Genomic DNA, 20,055 nt, shown 5'->3' with positions numbered 1-20,055 from the left:
AGGCAGACTGTGCGCATGGGCGATGCGCGAACGGCTCTCGGGGCAACCCCCGGCCTGCCACCGGTGATCACGTGTCAGGTACCCGGCACCTTCGCCCGGGGGGTCATGGCCGAGCGCCATCCGGCGCTCGTCGAACAGGTGCGGGAAGCCTTCCCGTACGGGCCTGAACAGCACCGCGCCCTCGACGACCTGCTGCACGAGATCGTCCACGGTGTCGTCGAACCGCCCGGACCGGAGGACCCCGGCCGTGAACTCTGGCTCGGGTGGGGGCGTGGGCACTTCGGGCGCCCCTGGTTCGAGGCCCCGTTCCTCTGGGCGGAGAGCTACTTCTACCGCAGACTCCTTCAGGCCGTCGGCTATTTCGCTGAAGGCCCGTGGCAGGGTATCGACCCCTTCGCGCCCTTCAAGCGGGCCGAGCTGTCCGGCGGCACGGTGGACGAGGAGCTCCGCGCCCTGGACGCACTCGCCGGCCTCCCCGAGGACGAACGGGCGGCCGCTCTGCTCCAGGCCTCACTCTGGGGCAACCGGGCGGACCTGGGGTTTCGCGGCCCGGCCGGTGATTCCTCCCTCGGTGAGCCCGATCGCAGCCTGGTGTCCGACGGCACCGGGGAGCTGTGGTCGCTCCTGCCGGCCGGGCAGAGTTCTGCCGTCGCGGTCATCGCGGACAACACCGGACGCGAGCTCATCCCCGACCTGGTGCTCATCGACCATCTGCTCCGACACGGCCGTGCGGAAAGGGTGGTGCTCCACGTCAAGCCCCACCCGTACTACGTCTCCGACGCGATGACGGCCGATGTCGTCGACTGCCTGCGCCGCCTGGGAGAGGCTCCCGGCGAAGCGGGGAGGGCCGGTGCGCGGCTCCGGGACGCGATGACGTCGGGCCGGCTCGAAGTGCGTACCCACGCGTTCTTCTGCGCGCCCTTCCCGTACGAGCTGATGCCCGATGAGCTCCGGGCGGAGCTGGCAGGCGCCACCCTGACGATCCTGAAGGGCGACCTCAACTACCGGCGGCTCGTGGGTGACCGGCTCTGGCCGCCGACCACGCCGTTCGCCGATGTCACGGCGTACTTCCCGGGGGCTGTGGCGACGCTGCGCACGCTGAAGTCCGACGTCGTCGTGGGCCTGGACCCGCGGACCCTGGAGCGGCTGGAGGAGTCCGGACATGCCTGGCGCACGAGTGGGACGCACGCCTTGGTCCAGGTGGGCGCCGGTCGAGGCTGAGCAGCCCTCAGCGCCTTACTCCGTGCCGGGTGACGAGGTCGTGCCAGCCTTGTTCCAACTCCTCCGGCGGAATGCCCCGTTCGCAGGTCAGGTGATGGACGAGGGTCGCGTCGATCGACCCGAGGAGGGTGTGGGCGAGCAGCTCCGGATTCCCGTCCACGCCCGTCCGGCGCAGCAGCATGGCGACATGGCTCAGCCGCAATCGGTAGGCGGGTACGGCGAAAGTGCGCAACGGGTCGGCGCGAGAGGCCAGAATGAGTCCGTGGTGGTCACGTTCGTGGCGCATCACGGCGGGCCCGAAGGCGTGCAGTCGCTCGGCGGCGGGGGCGTCCGGGCCCATCGGCGGCGGTCCGGACAGGAACGCGGCCTGGAGGAGGGACTCGCGGTGGTCGAGGAGCGCGATGAGCAGGCCGGTGCGGTCCTTGAAGCGCCGGAAGACGGTGCCCTTGCCTACCCCGGCTGCGGCGGCCACCGATTCCATCGTGAGGTCCGCCGCCCCGCACTGGGCCATGAGCTTCGATGCGGCGTCGAGCAGGAGTGCCCGGTTGCGTGCCGCGTCCGCCCGGAGCTGCTCGGGTTCGCCTGCCGGGGCGAGCGCGAGGCTTGTCCGCGCAGCGCCGGGGCCGGGGGGCCCGGGCAGCTGGGGAGGGTTGGCACTCATGGCTCCAGGGTAGCCCGGAAGACTGCAAGTGGACCGCGGTCCGCTTAGGTGGTACAACTTTAAACGGACCGTGGTCCGCTTGACTCGACTGTCTCCGTCTCCCGGGAGCTTCCCCATGTCTGTACGCATCCTCGCCCTCGTCGGCAGCCTCCGCGCCGGCTCGCACAACCGCCAGCTCGCCGAGGCCGCGGCCAAGCACGCGCCCGAAGGCGTCGAGGTCGAGCTGTACGAGGGCCTCGCCGACGTCCCCTTCTACAACGAGGACATCGACGTCGAAGGCGCTGTACCGGCCGCCGCCGCACGGCTGCGTGAGGTGGCGGGCCGTGCCGACGGGTTCCTGCTGTTCTCGCCCGAGTACAACGGCACCATGCCGGCCGTCCTGAAGAACACGATCGACTGGCTGTCGCGTCCGTACGGCGCGGGCGCCATCACCGCCAAGCCGGTCGCGGTGGTCGGCACCGCCTTCGGTCAGTTCGGTGGCGTGTGGGCCCAGGACGAGGCCCGCAAGGCCGCCGGTATCGCGGGCGGAGCGGTCCTGGTGGACGCGAAGCTGTCGATCCCCGGCTCGGTGACCCGCTTCGCCGAGATCCACCCGGCCGACGACGCCGAGGTCGTCACCTCGCTCACCGAGGTTCTCCGTCAGGTCGCCGAGGGTGCCGCCGCGACCGTCTGATCCGTTGTCCGGCCGCGGTCCGGCCGTGAGGCCGTACTGCCGCCGCGGTTCCGTGTGGGCCCGGCCCGCTTTCTCGTGTTCGCGAGGGAGTGGGCCGGGCCCACACGTCGTTGCGCAAGCCCTTCGCGCGCCGGGTCTCCGCTCCGTGTGCCGCGCCCCTGTCTGGGCGGCAGTACATTCGGCGATATGGCCAACATAATTGTTGACAATCCTGTTGGCCTGGATTTAGGTTCGACATGCACTCACTCAGGGTGGCAGCCACGCCGGAGCGAGCCGGTCCGGTGGTGGGGAGCGGGTCGGGTGACCGGCTCCCGCTCAGCCGCGGCAGGTGCTCTCGCGCGGCGGGACGGCACCGGCCCGGCGGCTGGTGCGGCGCCTGACCGGCGTGCTGCGGGCGGCCGTGTCGCGCGGGTGGGTGACACCCCGTCCAGCAAGGAGAGCTCAGCGATGACAGAAGAGACGGCACAGAGCGCCGGGGGAGCAGGCATGAGCGGCGTCGTCGTCACCGGACCGCCCAGGGCGGACGCGCGGGACATCGAGGCCCTGGCCGGATACGGCGTGGCCACCGTGAGCGAGGCGATGGGCCGCAAGGGCCTGATCGAGCCCGGGCTGCGGCCCGTCCAGCAGGGCGTACGGATCGCGGGCAGCGCGGTCACGGTGCTCAGCTGGCCCGGCGACAACCTCATGATCCACGCGGCGGTCGAGCAGTGCGGCGAGGGCGATGTCCTGGTCGTCACCACCACGTCCCCTTCCACCGACGGCATGTTCGGGGAACTGTTCGCCACCGCGCTCCAGAGGCGCGGGGTGCGCGGTCTGGTGATCAACGCGGGGATCCGCGACACCCAGGAGCTGCGGGACATGGGCTTCGCCGCCTGGGCGAAGGCGGTCTCGGCGCAGGGCACGGTGAAGGCCACCGGCGGGTCGGTCAACGTACCGGTCGTCATCGGTGGCCAGTCGGTCCGGCCGGGGGACATCGTCCTCGCCGATGACGACGGTGTGGTGATCGTGCCCCGGGAGCGGGCACGCGAGACAGCCGAGGCATCACGGGCGCGGGAGGCCAAGGAGGCAAAGGCGCGTGCCGCCTTCCTGGAGGGCGAGCTCGGGCTGGACCGCTACGGGCTGCGCGAGAAGCTCGAGGCCCTGGGTGTGCGCTACACCGCGTACGCCGACCAAGAGGGCGACGGCGGCGGTCGGAACAGTCGCGCCGTCCGGGACCGTCAAGCCGGTCACGGTGGCGAGGCCGGTGAGACCGGTCGTGCGGGCGGGTCCGGATCATGACCGGGCCGCAGGAGCCGGAAGGGGTCCGCTGCCTCCTGATGCGTGGCGGCACCTCGAAGGGCGCCTACTTCCTGGCCGGGGACCTGCCCGCCGACCCGGCCGCCCGCGACGCCCTGCTGCTGCGGATCATGGGCAGTCCCGACCCGCGGCAGATCGACGGAGTGGGCGGGGCGCACCCTCTCACCAGCAAGGTCGCCGTCGTATCGGAGTCGGAGCACCCCGACGCCGACGTCGACTACCTCTTCCTCCAAGTCTCGGTCGAGAAGCCAGAGGTGTCCGACCGCCAGAACTGCGGGAACCTGCTCGCCGGGGTCGGACCCTTCGCGGTGGAGCGCGGCCTGGTGGCCGCAGGGGACGGGCGCACTTCGGTGCGCATCCGGATGGTCAACAGCGACGACCTGGCGACCGCGACCTTCCCCACCCCCGGTCGGCGCGTCGACTACACCGGCGAGGCGCGGATCTCCGGGGTCCCCGGCGAGGCCGCGCCCGTGCTGATCGAATTCGGGCAGGGCGCGGGGCCCCTCCTGCCCACGGGCCGGGCGCGCGACGTCGTCGCGGGTACCCCGGTGACGTGTGTCGACAACGGGATGCCGACCGTGCTGATCGCCGCGGCGTCCCTGGGCGTCACGGGCTACGAGAGCCCGCGGGAACTGGAGGAGGACACCGCTCTGCGGAACCGGGTCGAGACGATCCGCCTCGAAGCCGGCCCGCTCATGGGACTCGGTGACGTACGTGCCACCACCGTGCCCAAGCTCAGCCTGCTGTCCCCGCCCGCCCACGACGGCGCGGTGACGACGCGTACCTTCATCCCGCACCGCTGTCACACCGCCCTGGGCGTCCTGGGTGCCGCGGGGGTCGCCGCCGCTCTGCGCATAGACGGCAGCGTCGCGGAGGGCATCGCCCGGCTGCCCGAACACGGCGACCGGCTGCGTATCGAACACCCCACCGGATTCATCGACATCGAGGCCGCCGTCGGAGCCGGCGCCGACGGCGCCCCCGCCGCCCGACGTACCGCTGTCGTGCGTACCGCGCGCAAGATCTTCGACGGAACCGTCTTCCCTCGGCCCGCGTAGACGGCTCCGCCATCCGCAGCCTTCTCGCGGAAGGCGCGGCCGATTCCCCATTACCGTTTTGGTTGCCCCGCAACGGGCGCCCCGTTGCGGGGCGCCCACGCCGGCCGTGCCGAACCGTCCGCCCCGGCCCCGGACGCGAGTGTCCGGTTCTTCACCGCCCCCTTCGAGACCGTCGACGGTGAGCCGGGTGCCGCGGTCCACCTGTGCACCGCCGACGACCACGAGCACCACGGCCTGCTGCGGGACAGCCGCCGGGAAAGCCTCCCGGGCGCGGCGCTCTGCCGCTCGCCACCGACGCGACCACCACGGCCCACACCGTTGTGACGGAGACAGTGAAGCCTGAAAGTACGTCGACCCCGCCGCACCCGAATGCCATGATCTCGACGTACGGAGCCCGGCCCGAACCGACTGGAAGGACGCCATGCCCGCCTATGTCATAGCCCACCTGAAGGACGCGGCCCTCCACCCGGACATCGCCGATTACGTCGAGCGGATCGCCGGAACCTTCGAACCCCATGGCGGCCGCTTCCTCGTGCACGTCACACCGCACGAGGTCAAGGAGGGCAGCTGGCCCGGGAACGTCGTGATGATCGGCTTCCCGGGGATCGCCGAGGCACGGGCCTGGTGGGACTCACCGGCGTACCAGGAGATCGCACCACTGCGCTCGCGGCACATCGAGGGCGACATCATCATCGTGGACGGCGTCCCCGAGGGATACGACCCGACGGCCACCGCGAAGGCGATGCGCGAGACGCTGACCGCCGAGTAGCTCTCGGACGGACGGACAGAAACAGGTCAGGCGCCCTCTGCTTACAGAAGGCGCCTGACCTGCGATTTCAGCTGTCGGGGTGGCGGGATTTGAACCCACGACCTCTTCGTCCCGAACGAAGCGCGCTGCCAAGCTGCGCTACACCCCGATGTCCACCGATTGTCCCGGCGACATCGATTACTTTAGCCCACCGGCGCCCGGAGGCGAAATCCGGTATTACGCTCGGCCGTGGGTCTCAGTCCCGGGGCGTCAGCGTCAGCAGGGTCGCCTCAGGGGGGCAGGCGAAGCGGACCGGGGTGTAGCGGTTCGTGCCGCAGCCGGCCGAGACGTGCAGGTAGGCACGCCGGTTGCCGACCGTGTGGGCGGAGAGGCCCTTCACCCGGTCCGTGTCCAGGTCGCAGTTGGTGACGAGGGCGCCGTAGAAGGGGATGCAGAGCTGGCCCCCGTGGGTGTGGCCCGCCAGGATCAGGGGGTAGCCGTCCGCCGTGAAGGCGTCCAGGGAGCGCAGGTACGGGGCGTGGACGACGCCGATCGAAAGGTCGGCGTCCGTCTCGGGACCGCCGGCGACCTCGGTGTAGCGGTCCCGCTTGATGTGCGGGTCGTCCAGGCCGGTGAAGCCGATCTCGAGACCGTCGGCCTTGATCCGGCCCCGGGTGTTGGTCAGGTTCAGCCAGCCCGCCTCGTCGAAGGCGTTCCGCATCGGCTCCCACGGGTTGTGCACGACGCCGACCGCCGGGGCGTTCCCGTTGAGGCCGTGCTTGCCCCGGGTCTTCTCCAGGAGGTAGAGCGCGGGGTTGCGGAGCTTCGGGCCGTAGTAGTCGTTGGAGCCGAAGACGTAGACCCCGGGGAACTCCATCAGCGGGCCGAGCGCGTCGAGCAGCTCGGGCACACCTTCCGGGTCGGAGAGGTTGTCGCCGGTGTTCACCACGAAGTCCGGGCGCAGGCCCGCCAGGGACTGGAGCCAGGCACGCTTCTTGCGCTGACCGCTCACCATGTGGATGTCGGAGACCTGCAGTACGCGCAACGGGCGCGCCCCGTGCGGAAGCACGGGAATCGTGATGCGGCGTAGCCGGAACGAACGTGCCTCGAATCCGGCCGCGTACACGAGGCCGGCGGCACCGACCGCAGCGCCGACTGCCGTTACTTTCAGGGGTACTCCGTAGCGTGCGCGCATGGGGCCATCGTCGCAGACGCAGTGCTGCGGGACGAAAACAGGCGGGCGGCAGGTGCCTGGTACCTGTCACAATCGGCGCATGACCACGCTCAAGTCCAAGCTCAAGGAAGACCTCACCACGGCCATGAAGGCGCGTGACGAGCTCACCTCGTCCACCCTCCGGCTCACCCTCACCGCGATCACGAAGGAAGAGGTCAGCGGCAAGACGTCGCGCGAACTCTCCGACGACGAGGTGCAGAAGGTGATCGCGAAGGAGGCGAAGAAGCGTCGTGAGGCTGCCGAGGCCTTCGCCCAGGGCGGCCGGGCCGAGCAGGCCGAGCGGGAGAAGGCGGAGGGCGAGCTGCTCGACGCGTACCTGCCCAAGCAGCTCTCCGACGACGAGCTCGACGTGATCGTCGCGCAGGCCGTCCAGGAGGCGAGGAGCGCCGGTGCCGAGGGGCCGCGGGCCATGGGTGCCGTCATGAAGATCGTCAACCCGAAGGTGGCCGGGCTCGCCGACGGCGGCCGGGTGGCTGCGACGGTGAAGCGGCTTCTCGCGGGCTGAGCGGCGGGGATGGAACACGTGAAGGAGGGGCGCTCCCGGACCGGGAGCGCCCCTCCTTCACGTGTTCGTCCTGCGAGTCGGGCGGTCAGGGACCGTTGCCGCCCCGCCCGCCTCCGTCGTTCCCACCGATGATGCCGGGCGGGAGGGTGATGCCGCCGATGGGGTCGGCACCGGGACCTCCGTCGTTCCCGCCGTTGCCGTTCCCACCGCCGTTGTCACCGCCGCGGCCCTTGTCCCGCTCCTTCTCCTTGCCGCGGGGCAGGGAGACCGGATTGAAGGACGGGGTCTCCGAGGCGTTCAGCGCGCCGGTCATCGCGGTGCGCCAGATCGGTCCGGGCAGGCAGCCGCCGCAGACCTTGTCGTAGTACTGACCACCGATCGTGATGTTGTACATCGGCACCTTCTTGGCGCCGTCGGATCCGACCCACACGGCAGTCGAGAGGTTCGGGGTGTAGCCGACGAACCACGCGTCCTTGCGCTCCTCGGTCGTCCCCGTCTTCCCCGCGTTGTCGCGGTCCGAGAGGCCCGCCAGCGTCCCGGTGCCGTCCTCGACCACGCCCTTGAGCATGGCGTTGATCGTGTCCGCCGTCCGCTCGCTCATCGCGCGCGTGCACGTGGACTTCGGCACCGGCACCTTCTTGCCGTTGGCGTCCTTGATCGACTCGATGGCGATGGGCGTGCAGTAGGTACCACGGTTGGCGAACGTCGCGTAGGTCGCGGCCATGGAGAGCGGGGTGCTCACCTCACTGCCGAGCGTGATCGCCGGCTCCTCGACGAGTTCCTTGCTGTCGCCGCGCTCGTAGCCGACCTTCTTGGCCATCGAGACCGTCTCGCACAGTCCGGCCTTCTGCTCCAGGAGGGCGAAGTAGGTGTTGATGGACTTGCCGAGCGCGCTCGTCATGTCCCAGGTCCCCTTCTCCTCCTCCAGCTCGTTCTGTACGGACCACTCGCCGCCGCCAGGGGCACCTGAGCAGTTGACGTACTTGTTCTTCGGGACGGACATCTTCCAGTCCGTCGAGAAGGTCTGCGCCGGGCTGACGCCCTTCTCCAGAGCCGCGGCGGCGGTGATCGGCTTGAAGGTCGAGCCGACCTGGAAGCCGTAGGTGCTGCCGCCCATCTTGTTGTTGGCGGCCAGGTTGAGCACCGTCTCGTGCTGCTTCTGGTCCAGGCCGTACGGGCGGGACTGGCTCATCGAGAGGATCTTGCCGCTGCCCGGCTGGACCTGCACGACGGAGGCCGCGATCTTGTCGTCCTTGTCGACCTTCAGGGTGGAGGCCTCGCTGGACGCCGCCTGGGCACGCGGGGACAGGGTGGTCCTGACCGTCAGACCACCGAGGTTCCACAGCTTGGTGCGTTCCTCGTCCGTCTTCCCGAAGGCCGGGTCGGTGAGGATCGTCTTGCGGACGTAGTCGCAGAAGAACCCGGAGCCCTTGACGGCGGTGATGCAGCCGTTCTTGGGCTGCTTGACCTTCAGCTCGACCGGGGTCGCGATGGCCTTGTCGGCCTCGGCCTGGGAGATGCTGCCCACGGCGGCCATGCGCTGCAGCACGGTGTTGCGCCGCTTGGTCGCTTCCTCGGAGTCGTTGACCGGGTCGTAGCGGGTCGGCGACTGGACGAGGCCGGCCAGCATCGCCGCCTCCTCGACCTTCAGGTCCTTGGCGTGCTTGGAGAAGTAGCGCTGCGACGCGGCCTCGACCCCGTAGGCCTGCTGCCCGAAGAACGTGATGTTGAGGTAGTTCTCCAGGATCTTCTTCTTGCCGAGTTCCTCCTCGACCTGGATCGCGTACTTCAGTTCACGCACCTTGCGGCCCAACGTCTGCTGGGTGGCCTGGGCGACCTTGTCGGGGTCGTCGCCCGCCTCCTCCACGAAGACGTTCTTCACGTACTGCTGGGTGAGCGTCGACGCGCCCTGCGCGGCGCCGCCCTCCTGCACGTTGCGGTTCATCGCGCGCAGGATGCCCTTGAGGTCCACCGCGCCGTGCTCGTAGAAGCGCGAGTCCTCGATCGCGACGATCGCGTCCTGCATGTACGGCGAGATGTCCTTCAGCGGGACGACCGTGCGGTCACGCGAGTAGACGGTGGCGATGGTTCCGCCCTCGTTGTCCAGGATGGTGGTCCGCTGGCTCAGCGGTGGGGTCTTGAGGTTCGAGGGGATCTCGTCGAATCCCTCGACCGTCCCCTTGGCCGCGAGCCCCAGCGCGCCGGCGGCCGGCAGCGCGATGCCTGCCAGTACAGCTCCGGAGAGTGCGGCGACACCGAGGAACTTGGCGGCCTGCTGGGTCGTCGTCAGACCCCCGCCTGAGCGCTTCTTTGGCATGGGGGCAGCCTACGTTCTCATTCGCCGGACACAGGTACAGGCCTTGGCCTAAGCTGCTCTCAACTGTCACAGCAGTCCGATTTTGTATCAACCCCCAAGCGCAGCCCTTTGCAGCTTTCAGCCACACCCGAAGGCGCTCCCGAATTCGCCGCTTGTGTCGCTGAATGTCCGCTGCGACTTGGGTATCCTGTCCCGATTCCATCGGGATAGTCACGCATGTCCTCGCATCACTCCTCTGGGTGATCTGCCGCGTACGCATAGTCCGTTCGGGCCATTCAAGATTGGGCCCGAAGGGGGTGTTGTGCTGTCGCCACCTTCCGTAACGTCCTCAACTGGCAGCGGTGAATATGCCGCTGCCGCCGTGGGGGAGCCTCGATTCGGGAGAGGACGGCGCCGGCATGGGCTGGGTAACCGACTGGAGTGCGCAGGCAGCCTGCCGCACTACCGATCCGGATGAATTGTTCGTACAAGGGGCAGCGCAGAACAGGGCCAAGGCGGTGTGCACCGGTTGTCCGGTGCGGACCGAGTGCCTGGCCGATGCGCTGGACAATCGCGTCGAGTTCGGCGTGTGGGGTGGAATGACGGAGCGGGAACGCCGCGCACTGCTGCGGCGACGGCCCACCGTCACGTCCTGGCGACGCCTGCTGGAGACCGCGCGCAGTGAGTACGAGCGGTCCACGGGCATGCTGCCCGCAGCGCCGGGTCTCGACGACGACGGACTGCACGGAGGCGTACTGCACGACGACGAACTGCACGAGACGTTCGCCGCCGTGGGGTAGTTCCGCGTGGGCTTCCGCCGGACGGGGGAGCCGACGGAGGTCTACACAGCTCCGGCCGGAGCGGAACCGGCCGCGAGTCGTTCCCCGACGGCCCTGAGGCCCGAGAGGTCGTGCACGTCACCGGGCAGCGCGGCCACCTCGGTCACCGGGACCTCGGGGTGGAGCGCCGTGAAGCGCTCGCGTGTGTGCTGCTCGCGTGCGACGACCTGCATCCGCTCGGCGTGCAGCCGCAGCAGACCCGCGGTCAGCTGCTCGACGGATACGGCGTCCGTGGCGGGTGTGTCCTGCCTGCCTGCTTCCGTGTGCGTGGTCGGCTCGGACGCGCCGCGCGGCTCGGTCCCGGGGGCGCGGGATGTCCCGTCGTGCTGTGTCGGCTCGTGTCGGGGCGGCTCTGTGTTCGGCTCGGGGGGGAGTGGTGACTCGGGGGCTTCGGGAGAGGTGGCGGCCACCGGGCCGGCCGGGTCACCAAGGGCAGCCTTCCCTGCCGTCTGATCCACAATGCCGACGTCTTCAAGATTTTCCGCGGCCGCCACCGCACGCTCCGCGGAGAGCCGTGAGGCCTCGCTGCCGTGCACCCGGTTGAGGACCAGGCCGGCCAGCGGCATCTCCTCCGCGGCCAGCCGTTCCACGAAGTACGCCGCCTCGCGCAGCGCGTCCCGCTCGGGGGTGGCCACCACGAGGAACGCCGTGCCGGGCGCCTGGAGCAGCTTGTACGTCGCGTCGGCCCTGGTTCGGAACCCGCCGAACATCGAGTCCATCGCGGCGACGAAGGTCTGTACGTCACGCAGGAACTGACCGCCGAGCAGCTTGCCGAGCGTCCCCGTCATCATCGACATCCCGACGTTGAGGAACTTCATCCCGGCCCGCCCGCCGATCTTCGCCGGGGCGATCAGCAGCCGGATGAACTTCCCGTCCAGGAAGGAGCCGAGACGTTTCGGCGCGTCCAGGAAATCCAGCGCGGAACGGGACGGCGGGGTGTCGACGACGATCAGGTCCCACTCGTCGCGCGACCTCAGCTGCCCGAGCTTCTCCATCGCCATGTACTCCTGCGTGCCCGCGAACCCGGCCGACAGGGACTGGTAGAAGGGGTTCTCCAGGATCGCGCGGGCCCGCTCGGCATCCGTGTGCGCCTCGACCGTCTCGTCGAAGGTGCGCTTCATGTCGAGCATCATGGCGTGCAGCTCGCCCTCGCCGTCGATGTCCTCCACCCGGCGGGGGACGTTGTCCAGCCGGTCGATGCCCATCGACTGCGCGAGCCTGCGTGCCGGGTCGATGGTGAGGACGACGACCTTGCGGCCGCGTTCCGCCGCCCGTACCCCGAGCGCCGCCGCGGTCGTGGTCTTGCCCACGCCGCCGGATCCGCAGCACACGACGATACGGATCCCCGGATCGTCCAGGAGCGCGTCGGTGTCGAGCCACGGTGCGATGTCCGTGCCCAGTGTCATGACCCCACCCCTTCTCCGGATCCGCTTCGCTTCCGGCTGCGGGGTGTCTGCCCCGCCGCGTCCGCGGTGTCGTCGCCCACGCCCTGCTTGCGGAACTCCGAGGCCAGCTCGTACAGCGCGGCCAGGCCCACTCCCTCGCCCATCAGTGGGAGCTCGGCCATCGGCAGCCCCAGCCCGGCCAGCACCGCGCGCTGCTCGCGCTCCAGGCCGACGCGCTGGGCGTGCTCGGCGGCCTGCGCGACCAAGGGGCGTACGAGTCCCGCGGAACCCGTCACGCCCGCCCGGGTGAGCGTCTTCGCGATCTCCTTGCGGCGGCCGCCCGACGCGGTGCGCAGCGCGTCCTCGTCGAGCAGGTGCGGCCGGACCATGTTCACGACGACCCGGCCCACGGGCAGTTCCGCGGCCCGCAGCTCCGCGATGCCGTCCGCGGTCTCCTGGACCGGCATCTCCTCCAGGAGCGTCACCAGATGGACGGCCGTCTCCGGGGACTTCAGGACGCGCATCACGGCCTGCGCCTGATTGTGTATCGGGCCGATCCTCGCCAGCCCCGCCACCTCGTCGTTCACATTGAGGAAGCGGGTGATGCGGCCGGTGGGCGGGGCGTCCATGATCACGTGGTCGTAGACGAACCGGCCCTGCTTGTCCTTGCGGCGTACCGCCTCGCACGCCTTGCCGGTCAGCAGGACGTCCCGGACCCCGGGGGCGATGGTGGTCGCGAAGTCGATCGCGCCGAGCTTCTTGAGCGCCCGGCCCGCGCTGCCGAGTTTGTAGAACATCTGGAGGTAGTCGAGGAGCGCGCGCTCGGCGTCGATCGCGAGGGCGTGGACCTCGCCGCCGTCCGGCGCCACCGCGATCCTGCGTTCCTCGTAGGGGAGGGCCTCGGACTCGAAGAGCTGGGCGATGCCCTGCCTGCCCTCGACCTCGACCAGTAGGGTGCGCCTGCCCTCGGTCGCGAGGGCGAGCGCGAGTGCGGCGGCGACCGTGGTCTTACCGGTCCCGCCCTTGCCGCTGACGACCTGGAACCTGCTCACGCCTTCGAGCCTAACCAGTCGGCAGGCAGGCTACGCACGAGGCCGCGTGTGCCAGGCATTACAGTCGGCGTATGACCAAGTGGGAATACGCGACCGTGCCCCTTCTCGTGCACGCGACCAAGCAGATTCTGGACACCTGGGGCGAGGACGGCTGGGAGCTGGTCCAGGTCGTTCCCGGCCCGAACAACCCCGAGCAGCTCGTGGCCTACCTGAAGCGGGAGAAGCCGTAGTGGCGGGCGCCGTCGAGGCGAAGCTCGCCGAGCTCGGACTGGCGCTCCCGGACGTCGTGCCGCCGCTGGCCTCCTACCAGCCGGCCGTGCGGTCCGGGGTGTACGTGTACACCTCCGGCCAGCTCCCGATGGTGGACGGCAAGCTGGCGGTGACGGGCAAGGTCGGCGCCGAGGTGACGGCGGACGAGGCCAAGGAGCTCGCCAGGACCTGCGCGCTGAACGCCCTGGCGGCCGTGAAGTCGGTCGCCGGTGACCTGGACCGGATCGCACGCGTGGTGAAGGTCGTGGGCTTCGTCGCCTCCGCCGCCGACTTCACCGGGCAGCCGGGGGTCGTCAACGGCGCGAGCGAACTGCTGGGCGCCGTCCTGGGCGACAAGGGCGTGCACGCCCGCAGCGCCGTCGGCGTGGCCGTGCTGCCGCTGGACGCGCCCGTCGAGGTCGAGGTCCAGGTCGAGCTCGTAGAGGCCTGATCCCGTACGTCCATGATCCCGTCCGGTCACGAGACCGGGCGGGATCACGCGTGTACGGGACAGCCAGCGGCGCCCGGACGCCCTCGAACATCGGCGCGGTTCCGGATAGCCTCCGGCCATGTCCAACGGTCAGTGGTACCCACCGGAATGGCCCGCTCGTATCCGGGCCCTCGCCAGCGGCGAGCTGACGGCCGTGACCCCCAGGCGGGCGGCCACGGTGATGCTGCTCCGGGACGACCGGTCCGGGACGGGCGCGGGGGGTCCGTCTGTCCACATGCTCCGCCGGCGTACCTCGATGGCCTTTGCCGGGGGCGCGTACGCCTATCCGGGTGGCGGGGTCGACCCGCGCGACGACGACCGGCTCGTGCGCTGGGCGGGACCTTCCCTGGAGACCTGGGCCGGACGGCTCGGCGTGGACACGCCCGCGGAGGCCCAGGCGGTCGTCTGCGCGGCGGTCCGTGAGACGTACGAGGAGGCGGGCGTCCTGCTGGCCGGGCCCGCCGCCGACACCGTCGTCAGCGACACCACGGGCGCGGACTGGGAGGCCGACCGTGCTGCCCTCGTGGCCCGCGAGCTGTCCTTCGCCGGCTTCCTGGAACGCCGCGGCCTGGTGCTGCGCTCCGACCTGCTGGCCGCGTGGGCGCGCTGGATCACGCCGGCCTTCGAGCCGCGCCGGTACGACACCTGGTTCTTCGTGGCCGCGCTGCCGGAGGGCCAGCGCACCCGTAACGCCTCCACGGAGGCGGACCGCACGGTCTGGATCCGGCCCGACGAGGCCGCAGACGGCTATGACCGGGGCGAACTGCTGATGATGCCGCCCACCGTGGCCACCCTGCGGGCGCTGAGGCCGTACCGAACGGCCGGGGAGGCGCTGAAGGGGGCGGAATCCCAGGACCTCGCTCCCGTGCTGGCAGAGGCCCGCATGGAGGGTGACGAGCTGGTGCTGAGCTGGCCGGGGCACGAGGAGTTCACCAAGCACGTCCCGGCGGAGGGCGGGCACACTCCGTCCGCGCCGGGCGGCGGCGCGGAGGGGGAGTCGGCGTGAGCGACGCCGCCGCACTGCCCGGGCAGCCCCGCGGCGGGGTGCTCTCCGGACCCGCGACCACCCGCACCGTCAACGTCCTGGCCCCGAACGCCTCGGCGATGACCCTGGAGGGGACGAACACCTGGATCGTCGCGGAACCCGACTCGGACCTCGCCGTCGTGATCGACCCGGGGCCGCTCGACGACGTACACCTGCGGGCCGTCATCGACACGGCGGAGCGGGCGGGCAGGCGTGTGGGGCTCACCCTGCTCACGCACGGCCATCCCGACCACGCGGAGGGCGCCGCCCGTTTCGCCGAGCTCACGGGCACGAAGGTGCGGGCCCTGGACGCGGCCCTGCGGCTGGGCGACGAGGGGCTCGCGGCGGGCGACGTGATCACCACGGGCGGGCTCGAACTCCGGGTGGTACCCACCCCGGGGCACACCGCGGACTCGCTCTCCTTCCACCTGCCGGCCGACGGCGCCGTGCTGACCGGCGACACGATCCTCGGGCGCGGCACCACCGTCGTCGCGCACCCGGACGGGAGGCTCGGCGACTACCTGGACACCCTGCGGCGGCTGCGCTCGCTGACCGTCGACGACGGGGTGCACACGGTCCTCCCGGGCCACGGCCCCGTGCTGGAGGACGCGCAGGGCGCGGTCGAGTTCTACCTCGCCCATCGGGCGCACCGGCTGGCTCAGGTCGAGACGGCCGTGGAGGCGGGGCACCGGACGCCCGCCGAGGTCGTGGCGGCGGTGTACGTGGATGTGGACCGTTCGCTCTGGCCGGCCGCGGAGCTGTCGGTGCGGGCGCAGATGGAGTACCTGAACGGGTACGGCCTGATCTGACCGGGCTCTCGTCCGTCCGTCGGGTCCGTCCGCCCGGTGTCCGGTCCCTCTGCTCGGCCCGTCGCATGCGAAAGGCCCCACCGGGAGGTGGGGCCTTTTCGAAGGATGCTGCGACTCCTCGGGGGCGTTCCCGCCCGCAGGGTGTGCCGCCTGCGCGCCGGGAGCGTCAGCGGGACCGCTTCGCCAGCCGCTCCACGTCGAGCAGGATCACGGCACGGGCCTCGAGCCGCAGCCAGCCGCGGCCCGCGAAGTCCGCGAGCGCCTTGTTGACCGTCTCGCGGGAGGCGCCGACCAGCTGGGCCAGCTCTTCCTGCGTCAGGTCGTGCACGACGTGGATGCCCTCCTCCGACTGCACGCCGAAGCGGCGCGACAGGTCGAGGAGCGCACGGGCGACACGGCCCGGTACGTCGGAGAAGACCAGGTCGGACATCTGGTCGTTCGTCTTCCGCAGCCGGCGGGCGACCGCGCGCAGCAGCGCGGTGGCCACCTCGGGGCGGGCGTTCAGCCAGGGCTGCAGGTCTCCGTGACCGAGGCCGAGGAGCTTGACCTCGGTGAGCGCGGTCGCGGTCGCGGTGCGCGGGCCCGGGTCGAAGAGCGACAGCTCGCCGATCAGCTCGCCGGGGCCGAGGACGGCCAGCATGTTCTCCCGCCCGTCGGGGGAGGTCCGGTGGAGCTTCACCTTGCCCTCGGTGACCACGTACAGGCGGTCGCCCGGGTCGCCCTCGTGGAACAGCGCGTCACCGCGCGCGAGGGTCACCTCACTCATCGAGGCGCGGAGCTCCGCGGCCTGCTCGTCATCGAGCGCCGCGAAAAGCGGGGCGCGCCGCAGAACGTCGTCCACGAGTTCTCTCCTTGTCGGCCTGTTCAGGGAAGCGTCGTTTCCATGATGCCGGACGGTAAAACAGTGCGATCGATCACAAACCAGTTTGACGCACGGGCGTGCCGGACCCTACGGCAGGGGGCCGATCGGGCGTGGATACGTGGTGACCGGCGCGGATGTCGGTGCCGGGCTCTAGGCTGACCGAGTGTCCGGAACGCCCGTGACAGCGCAGGCCAAGGGGGCTGATGGGGTGCCGGAAAGCAGGAATTCCGCCGTGGGCGAACACGCCGTACGAAAGAGCAAGAACGACGCAAAGCGGGCTTCCGGGGCGGCGTCCGGCCGGGCCGCCAAGCCGGAATCGCATCTGGCCATGGTCCGCCGCGCCCGCCGGATCAACCGGGAGCTGGCCGAGGTCTATCCGTACGCCCATCCCGAGCTGGACTTCCGTAACCCCTTCGAGCTCCTGGTCGCCACGGTCCTGTCCGCCCAGACCACTGACCTGAGGGTCAACCAGACCACCCCCGCGCTGTTCGCCGCCTATCCGACGCCCGAGGACATGGCGGCCGCGGTCCCCGAGGAGGTGGAGGCGATCATCCGCCCGACCGGCTTCTTCCGGGCCAAGGCGCGGTCGCTCATGGGGCTGTCGGCCGCGTTGAGGGACGACTTCGGCGGTGAGGTCCCGGGGCGCCTCGTGGACTTGGTGAAGCTGCCTGGCGTCGGTCGCAAGACGGCCAACGTCGTCCTCGGCAACGCGTTCGGCGTGCCCGGCATCACGGTGGACACACACTTCGGCCGACTGGTCCGGCGCTGGAAGTGGACCGAGCAGGAGGACCCGGAGAAGGTCGAGGCCGAGATCGCCGCGATCTTCCCGAAGAGCGAGTGGACGATGCTCTCGCACCGCGTGGTCTTCCACGGCCGCCGCATCTGCCACTCCCGCAAGCCTGCCTGCGGTGCCTGCCCCATCGCGTCTCTGTGTCCTGCCTACGGCGAGGGTGAGACGGACCCGGAGAAGGCGAAGAAGCTCCTGAAGTACGAGATGGGCGGTCAACCCGGGCAGCGCCTCAGCCCGCCCCCGGACTATCCGGGCAGCCCCGCTCCGCCTCTGGGAGCCGGGTGAGAGCCGCACCTCCCCGGCCCGTCGGACCGGGCCGGGCGGAACGAAATGGCAGACGACAGGCGTTGGCACGACCGGGGCGCCCGTGACGCACGCGGAAAGACGGGGGTGCCCATGAGACACGCACAAAGGACACGGGCCGTGGACGAGACGCCCGCCCCGGAGCGGAATCCTGCCCACACCGGCACGGCTCGCCAGGAGCCTGCCCTCGACGAGCTCGCCCACGACGACGCTGTCACCGTGACCACGGAAGGACTCCCCGGGTGGCTGGAGCCCGTCGCCCGCGCGGCACGGACCGTCCGGGCCCAGCAGCTCAGCCGCTTCCTGCCGCCCGAGAACGGTGCCGGACGCCAGTCCGCCGTGCTGATCCTCTTCGGTGAGGGCCGGCGTGGTCCCGAGCTGCTCCTTATGGAGCGGTCCGGCTCCCTGCGGTCCCACGCGGGCCAGCCGTCCTTCCCCGGGGGCTCCCTGGACCCGGAGGACGGCGACCACGCGACCACCGGGCCGCTCAGGGCCGCGCTGAGGGAGGCCGAGGAGGAGACCGGGCTCGATCCGAGCGGCGTCCAGCTCTTCGGCGTCCTGCCCCGGCTCTACATCCCGGTGAGCGGCTTCGTCGTCACACCCGTCCTCGGCTGGTGGCGGTCACCCAGCCCCGTCGGCGTGGTCGATCCGGGTGAGACCGCCCGCGTCTTCACCGTCGCCGTGGCGGATCTCACGGATCCGGCCAACCGGACGACCGCGGTCCAGCCGAGCGGCCACAGCGGTCCGGCATTTACGGTCGAATCCGCACTGGTCTGGGGCTTCACAGCCGGTGTGATCGACAGGATTCTGCACTACGCGGGATGGGAACGCCCCTGGGACAGGACCAGGCAGGTGCCGCTCGACCGGCGCGCATGACAGGCTGACTCCCGTGCTGCGCTGTTCCGGGCCTGGCCCGGACCCCGTCGAACCGGACGGGCCAGGTGACGAATCTGCGAGGCTATAGACGGTGAACGTGCTGGACATCCTGCTGCTCGTCGGCGCCGTGTGGTTCGCGGTCATCGGGTACCGCCAGGGTTTCGTCGTCGGCATCCTGTCCGTGATCGGTTTCCTGGGCGGCGGTCTCGTGGCCGTCTACCTGCTGCCGGTCATCTGGGACCAGGCGACCGACGGGTCGGAGGTCTCCTCCACCGCTGCCATCGTCGCGGTCGTGATCGTGATCGTCTGCGCCTCCGTGGGCCAGGCGTTCACCACCCACCTCGGGAGCAGACTCCGCCGACACATCACGTGGTCGCCGGCGCGTGCCCTGGACGCGACAGGGGGCTCCCTTGTCAACGTGGTGGCGATGCTGCTGGTCGCCTGGCTGATCGGCTCCGCCCTGGCAGGTACGTCGCTGCCGACCCTGGGCAAGGAGGTCCGCAGCTCGTCCGTGCTGCTCGGCGTCTCCCGGGTGATGCCCGCTCAGGCGTCCAACTGGTTCACGGACTTCTCCTCCGTACTCGCCCAGAACGGCTTCCCGCAGGTCTTCAGCCCCTTCGCCAACGAGCCCATCACCGAGGTCGAGCCGCCGGACCCGGCGTTGGCCGGCAGTCCCGTGGCCGCACGCGCCAAGAAGTCGATCGTCAAGGTCGTCGGTATGGCGCCGGGTTGCGGCAAGGTCCTCGAAGGGACCGGCTTCGTCTTCTCCGACCACCGGGTCATGACCAACGCGCACGTCGTCGGCGGTGTCGACGAGCCGACCGTGCAGATCGGCGGCGAAGGCAGGCTGTACGACGCCAAGGTGGTCCTCTACGACTGGCAGCGCGACATCGCCGTGCTCGACGTCCCGGATCTCGATGCCGAGCCGCTGCGCTTCACCGGTACGGACAACGACGCGGAGAGCGGCGACAGCGCAATCGTCGCCGGCTTCCCGGAGAACGGCGCCTACGACGTGCGCTCAGCGCGTATCCGGGGCCGGATCGACGCCAACGGCCCGGACATCTACCACCGGGGCACGGTCCGGCGCGACGTGTACTCACTGTTCGCGACCGTGCGCCAGGGCAACTCCGGCGGACCGCTGCTCACGCCCGAGGGCAAGGTCTACGGTGTCGTGTTCGCCAAGTCGCTCGACGACCCGGACACCGGATACGCGCTGACGGCCGACGAGATCCGTCAGGACATCGAGCTCGGCAGGTCCTCGGCCCAGGAGGTCGACAGCCAGGGCTGCGCCCTCTGACAGTCGTGTGCCCTTCCCGGTCAGGGAAGGGCACTGGTGCGGTCCACGGAGGCGGCGGTCACGCCGTCAGGCGCGGGACCCGGAACCCTCATGGTCCGGGGGCCTGCGCCTGGTGTGCTGTCCGGTCGGCTCTCCCGTCATCCGCGGGGATGGCGGAGCCGCGCCGACACCCAGCGCGCCCGGCGCGTGAGGATGCGCGGAATTCCCAACCGGAGATCATGAAAATCACTCACATCGTGCACCCGGCTCGGAGAGCCGCCCCCCTCATGAGTGCTCGGACCAGCAGGAGCGGTCGAGCGGCGGTTGCGTGCTACGTCACTGAAGTCGCGCGTCCAGCCCATACCCCGACGTCTGCCCGTGACCCAAGGTCGGTAATCGTGTGCGAGTCGG

At 70.6% G+C, this 20,055-nt stretch carries 21 protein-coding genes and 1 tRNA gene; 14 read left to right on the top strand and 8 right to left on the bottom strand.

Features of this window, described 5'->3' with window-relative positions:
- The first annotated feature begins 105 nt into the window (after positions 1–105).
- Positions 106–1,221 (top strand): damage-control phosphatase ARMT1 family protein, encoded by a 1,116-nt coding sequence (locus AB0I83_RS11915; RefSeq protein WP_363304637.1) that lies wholly within the window; start codon positions 106–108, stop codon positions 1,219–1,221.
- A 7-nt stretch (positions 1,222–1,228) separates the two neighbouring features.
- Here the strand turns inward: AB0I83_RS11915 and AB0I83_RS11910 are convergent, their stop codons facing one another.
- A complete protein-coding gene (locus AB0I83_RS11910; protein ID WP_356532317.1) occupies positions 1,229–1,882 on the bottom strand; it encodes a helix-turn-helix domain-containing protein in 654 nt (217 codons plus the stop codon).
- Positions 1,883–1,997: 115 nt separating this feature from the next.
- On the opposite strand from AB0I83_RS11910, the gene AB0I83_RS11905 reads away from it, so the two are divergent.
- The 4 genes from AB0I83_RS11905 to AB0I83_RS11890 all read left to right on the top strand — a co-directional run bounded on the left by AB0I83_RS11905 (position 1,998) and on the right by AB0I83_RS11890 (position 5,675).
- Positions 1,998–2,555, top strand: a complete 558-nt coding sequence (locus AB0I83_RS11905; protein ID WP_356532318.1) for an NAD(P)H-dependent oxidoreductase — start codon at positions 1,998–2,000, stop codon at positions 2,553–2,555.
- Between the two features lie 486 nt (positions 2,556–3,041).
- On the top strand, positions 3,042–3,833 hold the full coding sequence (locus AB0I83_RS11900; protein WP_363304636.1) for a 4-carboxy-4-hydroxy-2-oxoadipate aldolase/oxaloacetate decarboxylase: 792 nt from the start codon (positions 3,042–3,044) through the stop codon (positions 3,831–3,833).
- Positions 3,830–4,906 (top strand): 4-oxalomesaconate tautomerase, encoded by a 1,077-nt coding sequence (locus tag AB0I83_RS11895; protein WP_363304475.1) that lies wholly within the window; start codon positions 3,830–3,832, stop codon positions 4,904–4,906. Before AB0I83_RS11900 ends, AB0I83_RS11895 begins: the two co-directional genes overlap by 4 nt.
- A 421-nt stretch (positions 4,907–5,327) precedes the next feature.
- Positions 5,328–5,675: a DUF1330 domain-containing protein gene (locus AB0I83_RS11890; protein WP_363304474.1), complete on the top strand. Its 348-nt coding sequence runs from the start codon at positions 5,328–5,330 to the stop codon at positions 5,673–5,675.
- Between the two features lie 74 nt (positions 5,676–5,749).
- Here the strand turns inward: AB0I83_RS11890 and AB0I83_RS11885 are convergent.
- A tRNA-Pro gene (locus tag AB0I83_RS11885) sits at positions 5,750–5,823 on the bottom strand.
- Positions 5,824–5,910: 87 nt separating this feature from the next.
- Positions 5,911–6,849 (bottom strand): metallophosphoesterase, encoded by a 939-nt coding sequence (locus AB0I83_RS11880; RefSeq protein WP_356532349.1) that lies wholly within the window; start codon positions 6,847–6,849, stop codon positions 5,911–5,913.
- A gap of 79 nt (positions 6,850–6,928) precedes the next feature.
- Between AB0I83_RS11880 and AB0I83_RS11875 the strand changes: the two genes are divergently transcribed.
- Positions 6,929–7,393 (top strand): GatB/YqeY domain-containing protein, encoded by a 465-nt coding sequence (locus tag AB0I83_RS11875; RefSeq protein WP_356532350.1) that lies wholly within the window; start codon positions 6,929–6,931, stop codon positions 7,391–7,393.
- A gap of 85 nt (positions 7,394–7,478) precedes the next feature.
- On the opposite strand, the gene AB0I83_RS11870 is transcribed toward AB0I83_RS11875, so the two are convergent.
- Positions 7,479–9,710 (bottom strand): transglycosylase domain-containing protein, encoded by a 2,232-nt coding sequence (locus tag AB0I83_RS11870; RefSeq protein WP_363304473.1) that lies wholly within the window; start codon positions 9,708–9,710, stop codon positions 7,479–7,481.
- 398 nt (positions 9,711–10,108) lie between these two features.
- Between AB0I83_RS11870 and AB0I83_RS11865 the strand changes: the two genes are divergently transcribed.
- Positions 10,109–10,489 (top strand): WhiB family transcriptional regulator, encoded by a 381-nt coding sequence (locus AB0I83_RS11865; RefSeq protein WP_363304472.1) that lies wholly within the window; start codon positions 10,109–10,111, stop codon positions 10,487–10,489.
- Between the two features lie 41 nt (positions 10,490–10,530).
- Here the strand turns inward: AB0I83_RS11865 and AB0I83_RS11860 are convergent, their stop codons facing one another.
- A complete protein-coding gene (locus tag AB0I83_RS11860; RefSeq protein ID WP_356532356.1) occupies positions 10,531–11,934 on the bottom strand; it encodes an ArsA-related P-loop ATPase in 1,404 nt (467 codons plus the stop codon).
- On the bottom strand, positions 11,931–12,965 hold the full coding sequence (locus AB0I83_RS11855) for an ArsA-related P-loop ATPase (protein WP_363304471.1): 1,035 nt from the start codon (positions 12,963–12,965) through the stop codon (positions 11,931–11,933). The genes AB0I83_RS11860 and AB0I83_RS11855 overlap by 4 nt, the downstream gene beginning before the upstream one ends.
- Positions 12,966–13,036: 71 nt before the next feature.
- On the opposite strand from AB0I83_RS11855, the gene AB0I83_RS11850 reads away from it, so the two are divergent.
- From AB0I83_RS11850 to AB0I83_RS11835, 4 genes are all read left to right on the top strand, one after another.
- Positions 13,037–13,195, top strand: a complete 159-nt coding sequence (locus AB0I83_RS11850) for a DUF4177 domain-containing protein (protein ID WP_019992579.1) — start codon at positions 13,037–13,039, stop codon at positions 13,193–13,195.
- Positions 13,195–13,665 (top strand): RidA family protein, encoded by a 471-nt coding sequence (locus AB0I83_RS11845; RefSeq protein WP_356532359.1) that lies wholly within the window; start codon positions 13,195–13,197, stop codon positions 13,663–13,665. The genes AB0I83_RS11850 and AB0I83_RS11845 overlap by 1 nt, the downstream gene beginning before the upstream one ends.
- A gap of 118 nt (positions 13,666–13,783) precedes the next feature.
- Positions 13,784–14,710, top strand: a complete 927-nt coding sequence (locus AB0I83_RS11840; protein WP_363304470.1) for an NUDIX hydrolase — start codon at positions 13,784–13,786, stop codon at positions 14,708–14,710.
- Positions 14,707–15,537 (top strand): MBL fold metallo-hydrolase, encoded by an 831-nt coding sequence (locus tag AB0I83_RS11835; protein WP_363304469.1) that lies wholly within the window; start codon positions 14,707–14,709, stop codon positions 15,535–15,537. The genes AB0I83_RS11840 and AB0I83_RS11835 overlap by 4 nt, the downstream gene beginning before the upstream one ends.
- Before the next feature lie 166 nt (positions 15,538–15,703).
- On the opposite strand, the gene AB0I83_RS11830 is transcribed toward AB0I83_RS11835, so the two are convergent.
- The gene (locus tag AB0I83_RS11830) at positions 15,704–16,378 is read right to left on the bottom strand and encodes a Crp/Fnr family transcriptional regulator (protein ID WP_014046869.1); all 675 of its coding nucleotides are present in this window, start codon (positions 16,376–16,378) and stop codon (positions 15,704–15,706) included.
- 253 nt (positions 16,379–16,631) lie between these two features.
- On the opposite strand from AB0I83_RS11830, the gene nth reads away from it, so the two are divergent.
- From nth to AB0I83_RS11815, 3 genes are all read left to right on the top strand, one after another.
- Positions 16,632–17,474 (top strand): endonuclease III, encoded by an 843-nt coding sequence (nth, locus tag AB0I83_RS11825; RefSeq protein ID WP_356841927.1) that lies wholly within the window; start codon positions 16,632–16,634, stop codon positions 17,472–17,474.
- A gap of 237 nt (positions 17,475–17,711) precedes the next feature.
- Positions 17,712–18,368 carry a CoA pyrophosphatase gene (locus AB0I83_RS11820; RefSeq protein ID WP_356532522.1) on the top strand — a complete coding sequence of 219 codons (657 nt, stop codon included), beginning with the start codon at positions 17,712–17,714 and terminating at the stop codon, positions 18,366–18,368.
- Positions 18,369–18,459: 91 nt separating this feature from the next.
- Complete coding sequence (locus AB0I83_RS11815) at positions 18,460–19,665, top strand: MarP family serine protease (protein ID WP_363304468.1); 1,206 nt, start codon at positions 18,460–18,462, stop codon at positions 19,663–19,665.
- 137 nt (positions 19,666–19,802) lie between these two features.
- Here AB0I83_RS11815 and AB0I83_RS11810 read toward each other — a convergent pair whose 3' ends face one another.
- Positions 19,803–20,006 (bottom strand): hypothetical protein, encoded by a 204-nt coding sequence (locus AB0I83_RS11810; protein WP_356532367.1) that lies wholly within the window; start codon positions 20,004–20,006, stop codon positions 19,803–19,805.
- Positions 20,007–20,055: the final 49 nt, after the last annotated feature.

It is taken from the genome of Streptomyces sp. NPDC049970 (assembly GCF_040660235.1).
Classification (GTDB): domain Bacteria; phylum Actinomycetota; class Actinomycetes; order Streptomycetales; family Streptomycetaceae; genus Streptomyces.
The sequence above is the reverse complement of the archived record's forward strand: the minus strand, read 5'-3'. Positions and strand labels throughout refer to the sequence as shown.

Bases quoted from the DNA above. Each gene is read 5' to 3' on its own strand.
- AB0I83_RS11915 (WP_363304637.1), top strand. From the start codon at position 106: ATGGCCGAGCGCCATCCGGCGCTCGTCGAACAGGTGCGGGAAGCCTTC.
- AB0I83_RS11910 (WP_356532317.1), bottom strand. From the start codon at position 1,882: ATGAGTGCCAACCCTCCCCAGCTGCCCGGGCCCCCCGGCCCCGGCGCT.
- AB0I83_RS11905 (WP_356532318.1), top strand. From the start codon at position 1,998: ATGTCTGTACGCATCCTCGCCCTCGTCGGCAGCCTCCGCGCCGGCTCG.
- AB0I83_RS11900 (WP_363304636.1), top strand. From the start codon at position 3,042: ATGAGCGGCGTCGTCGTCACCGGACCGCCCAGGGCGGACGCGCGGGAC.
- AB0I83_RS11895 (WP_363304475.1), top strand. From the start codon at position 3,830: ATGACCGGGCCGCAGGAGCCGGAAGGGGTCCGCTGCCTCCTGATGCGT.
- AB0I83_RS11890 (WP_363304474.1), top strand. From the start codon at position 5,328: ATGCCCGCCTATGTCATAGCCCACCTGAAGGACGCGGCCCTCCACCCG.
- AB0I83_RS11880 (WP_356532349.1), bottom strand. From the start codon at position 6,849: ATGCGCGCACGCTACGGAGTACCCCTGAAAGTAACGGCAGTCGGCGCT.
- AB0I83_RS11875 (WP_356532350.1), top strand. From the start codon at position 6,929: ATGACCACGCTCAAGTCCAAGCTCAAGGAAGACCTCACCACGGCCATG.
- AB0I83_RS11870 (WP_363304473.1), bottom strand. From the start codon at position 9,710: ATGCCAAAGAAGCGCTCAGGCGGGGGTCTGACGACGACCCAGCAGGCC.
- AB0I83_RS11865 (WP_363304472.1), top strand. From the start codon at position 10,109: ATGGGCTGGGTAACCGACTGGAGTGCGCAGGCAGCCTGCCGCACTACC.
- AB0I83_RS11860 (WP_356532356.1), bottom strand. From the start codon at position 11,934: ATGACACTGGGCACGGACATCGCACCGTGGCTCGACACCGACGCGCTC.
- AB0I83_RS11850 (WP_019992579.1), top strand. From the start codon at position 13,037: ATGACCAAGTGGGAATACGCGACCGTGCCCCTTCTCGTGCACGCGACC.
- AB0I83_RS11840 (WP_363304470.1), top strand. From the start codon at position 13,784: ATGTCCAACGGTCAGTGGTACCCACCGGAATGGCCCGCTCGTATCCGG.
- AB0I83_RS11810 (WP_356532367.1), bottom strand. From the start codon at position 20,006: ATGGGCTGGACGCGCGACTTCAGTGACGTAGCACGCAACCGCCGCTCG.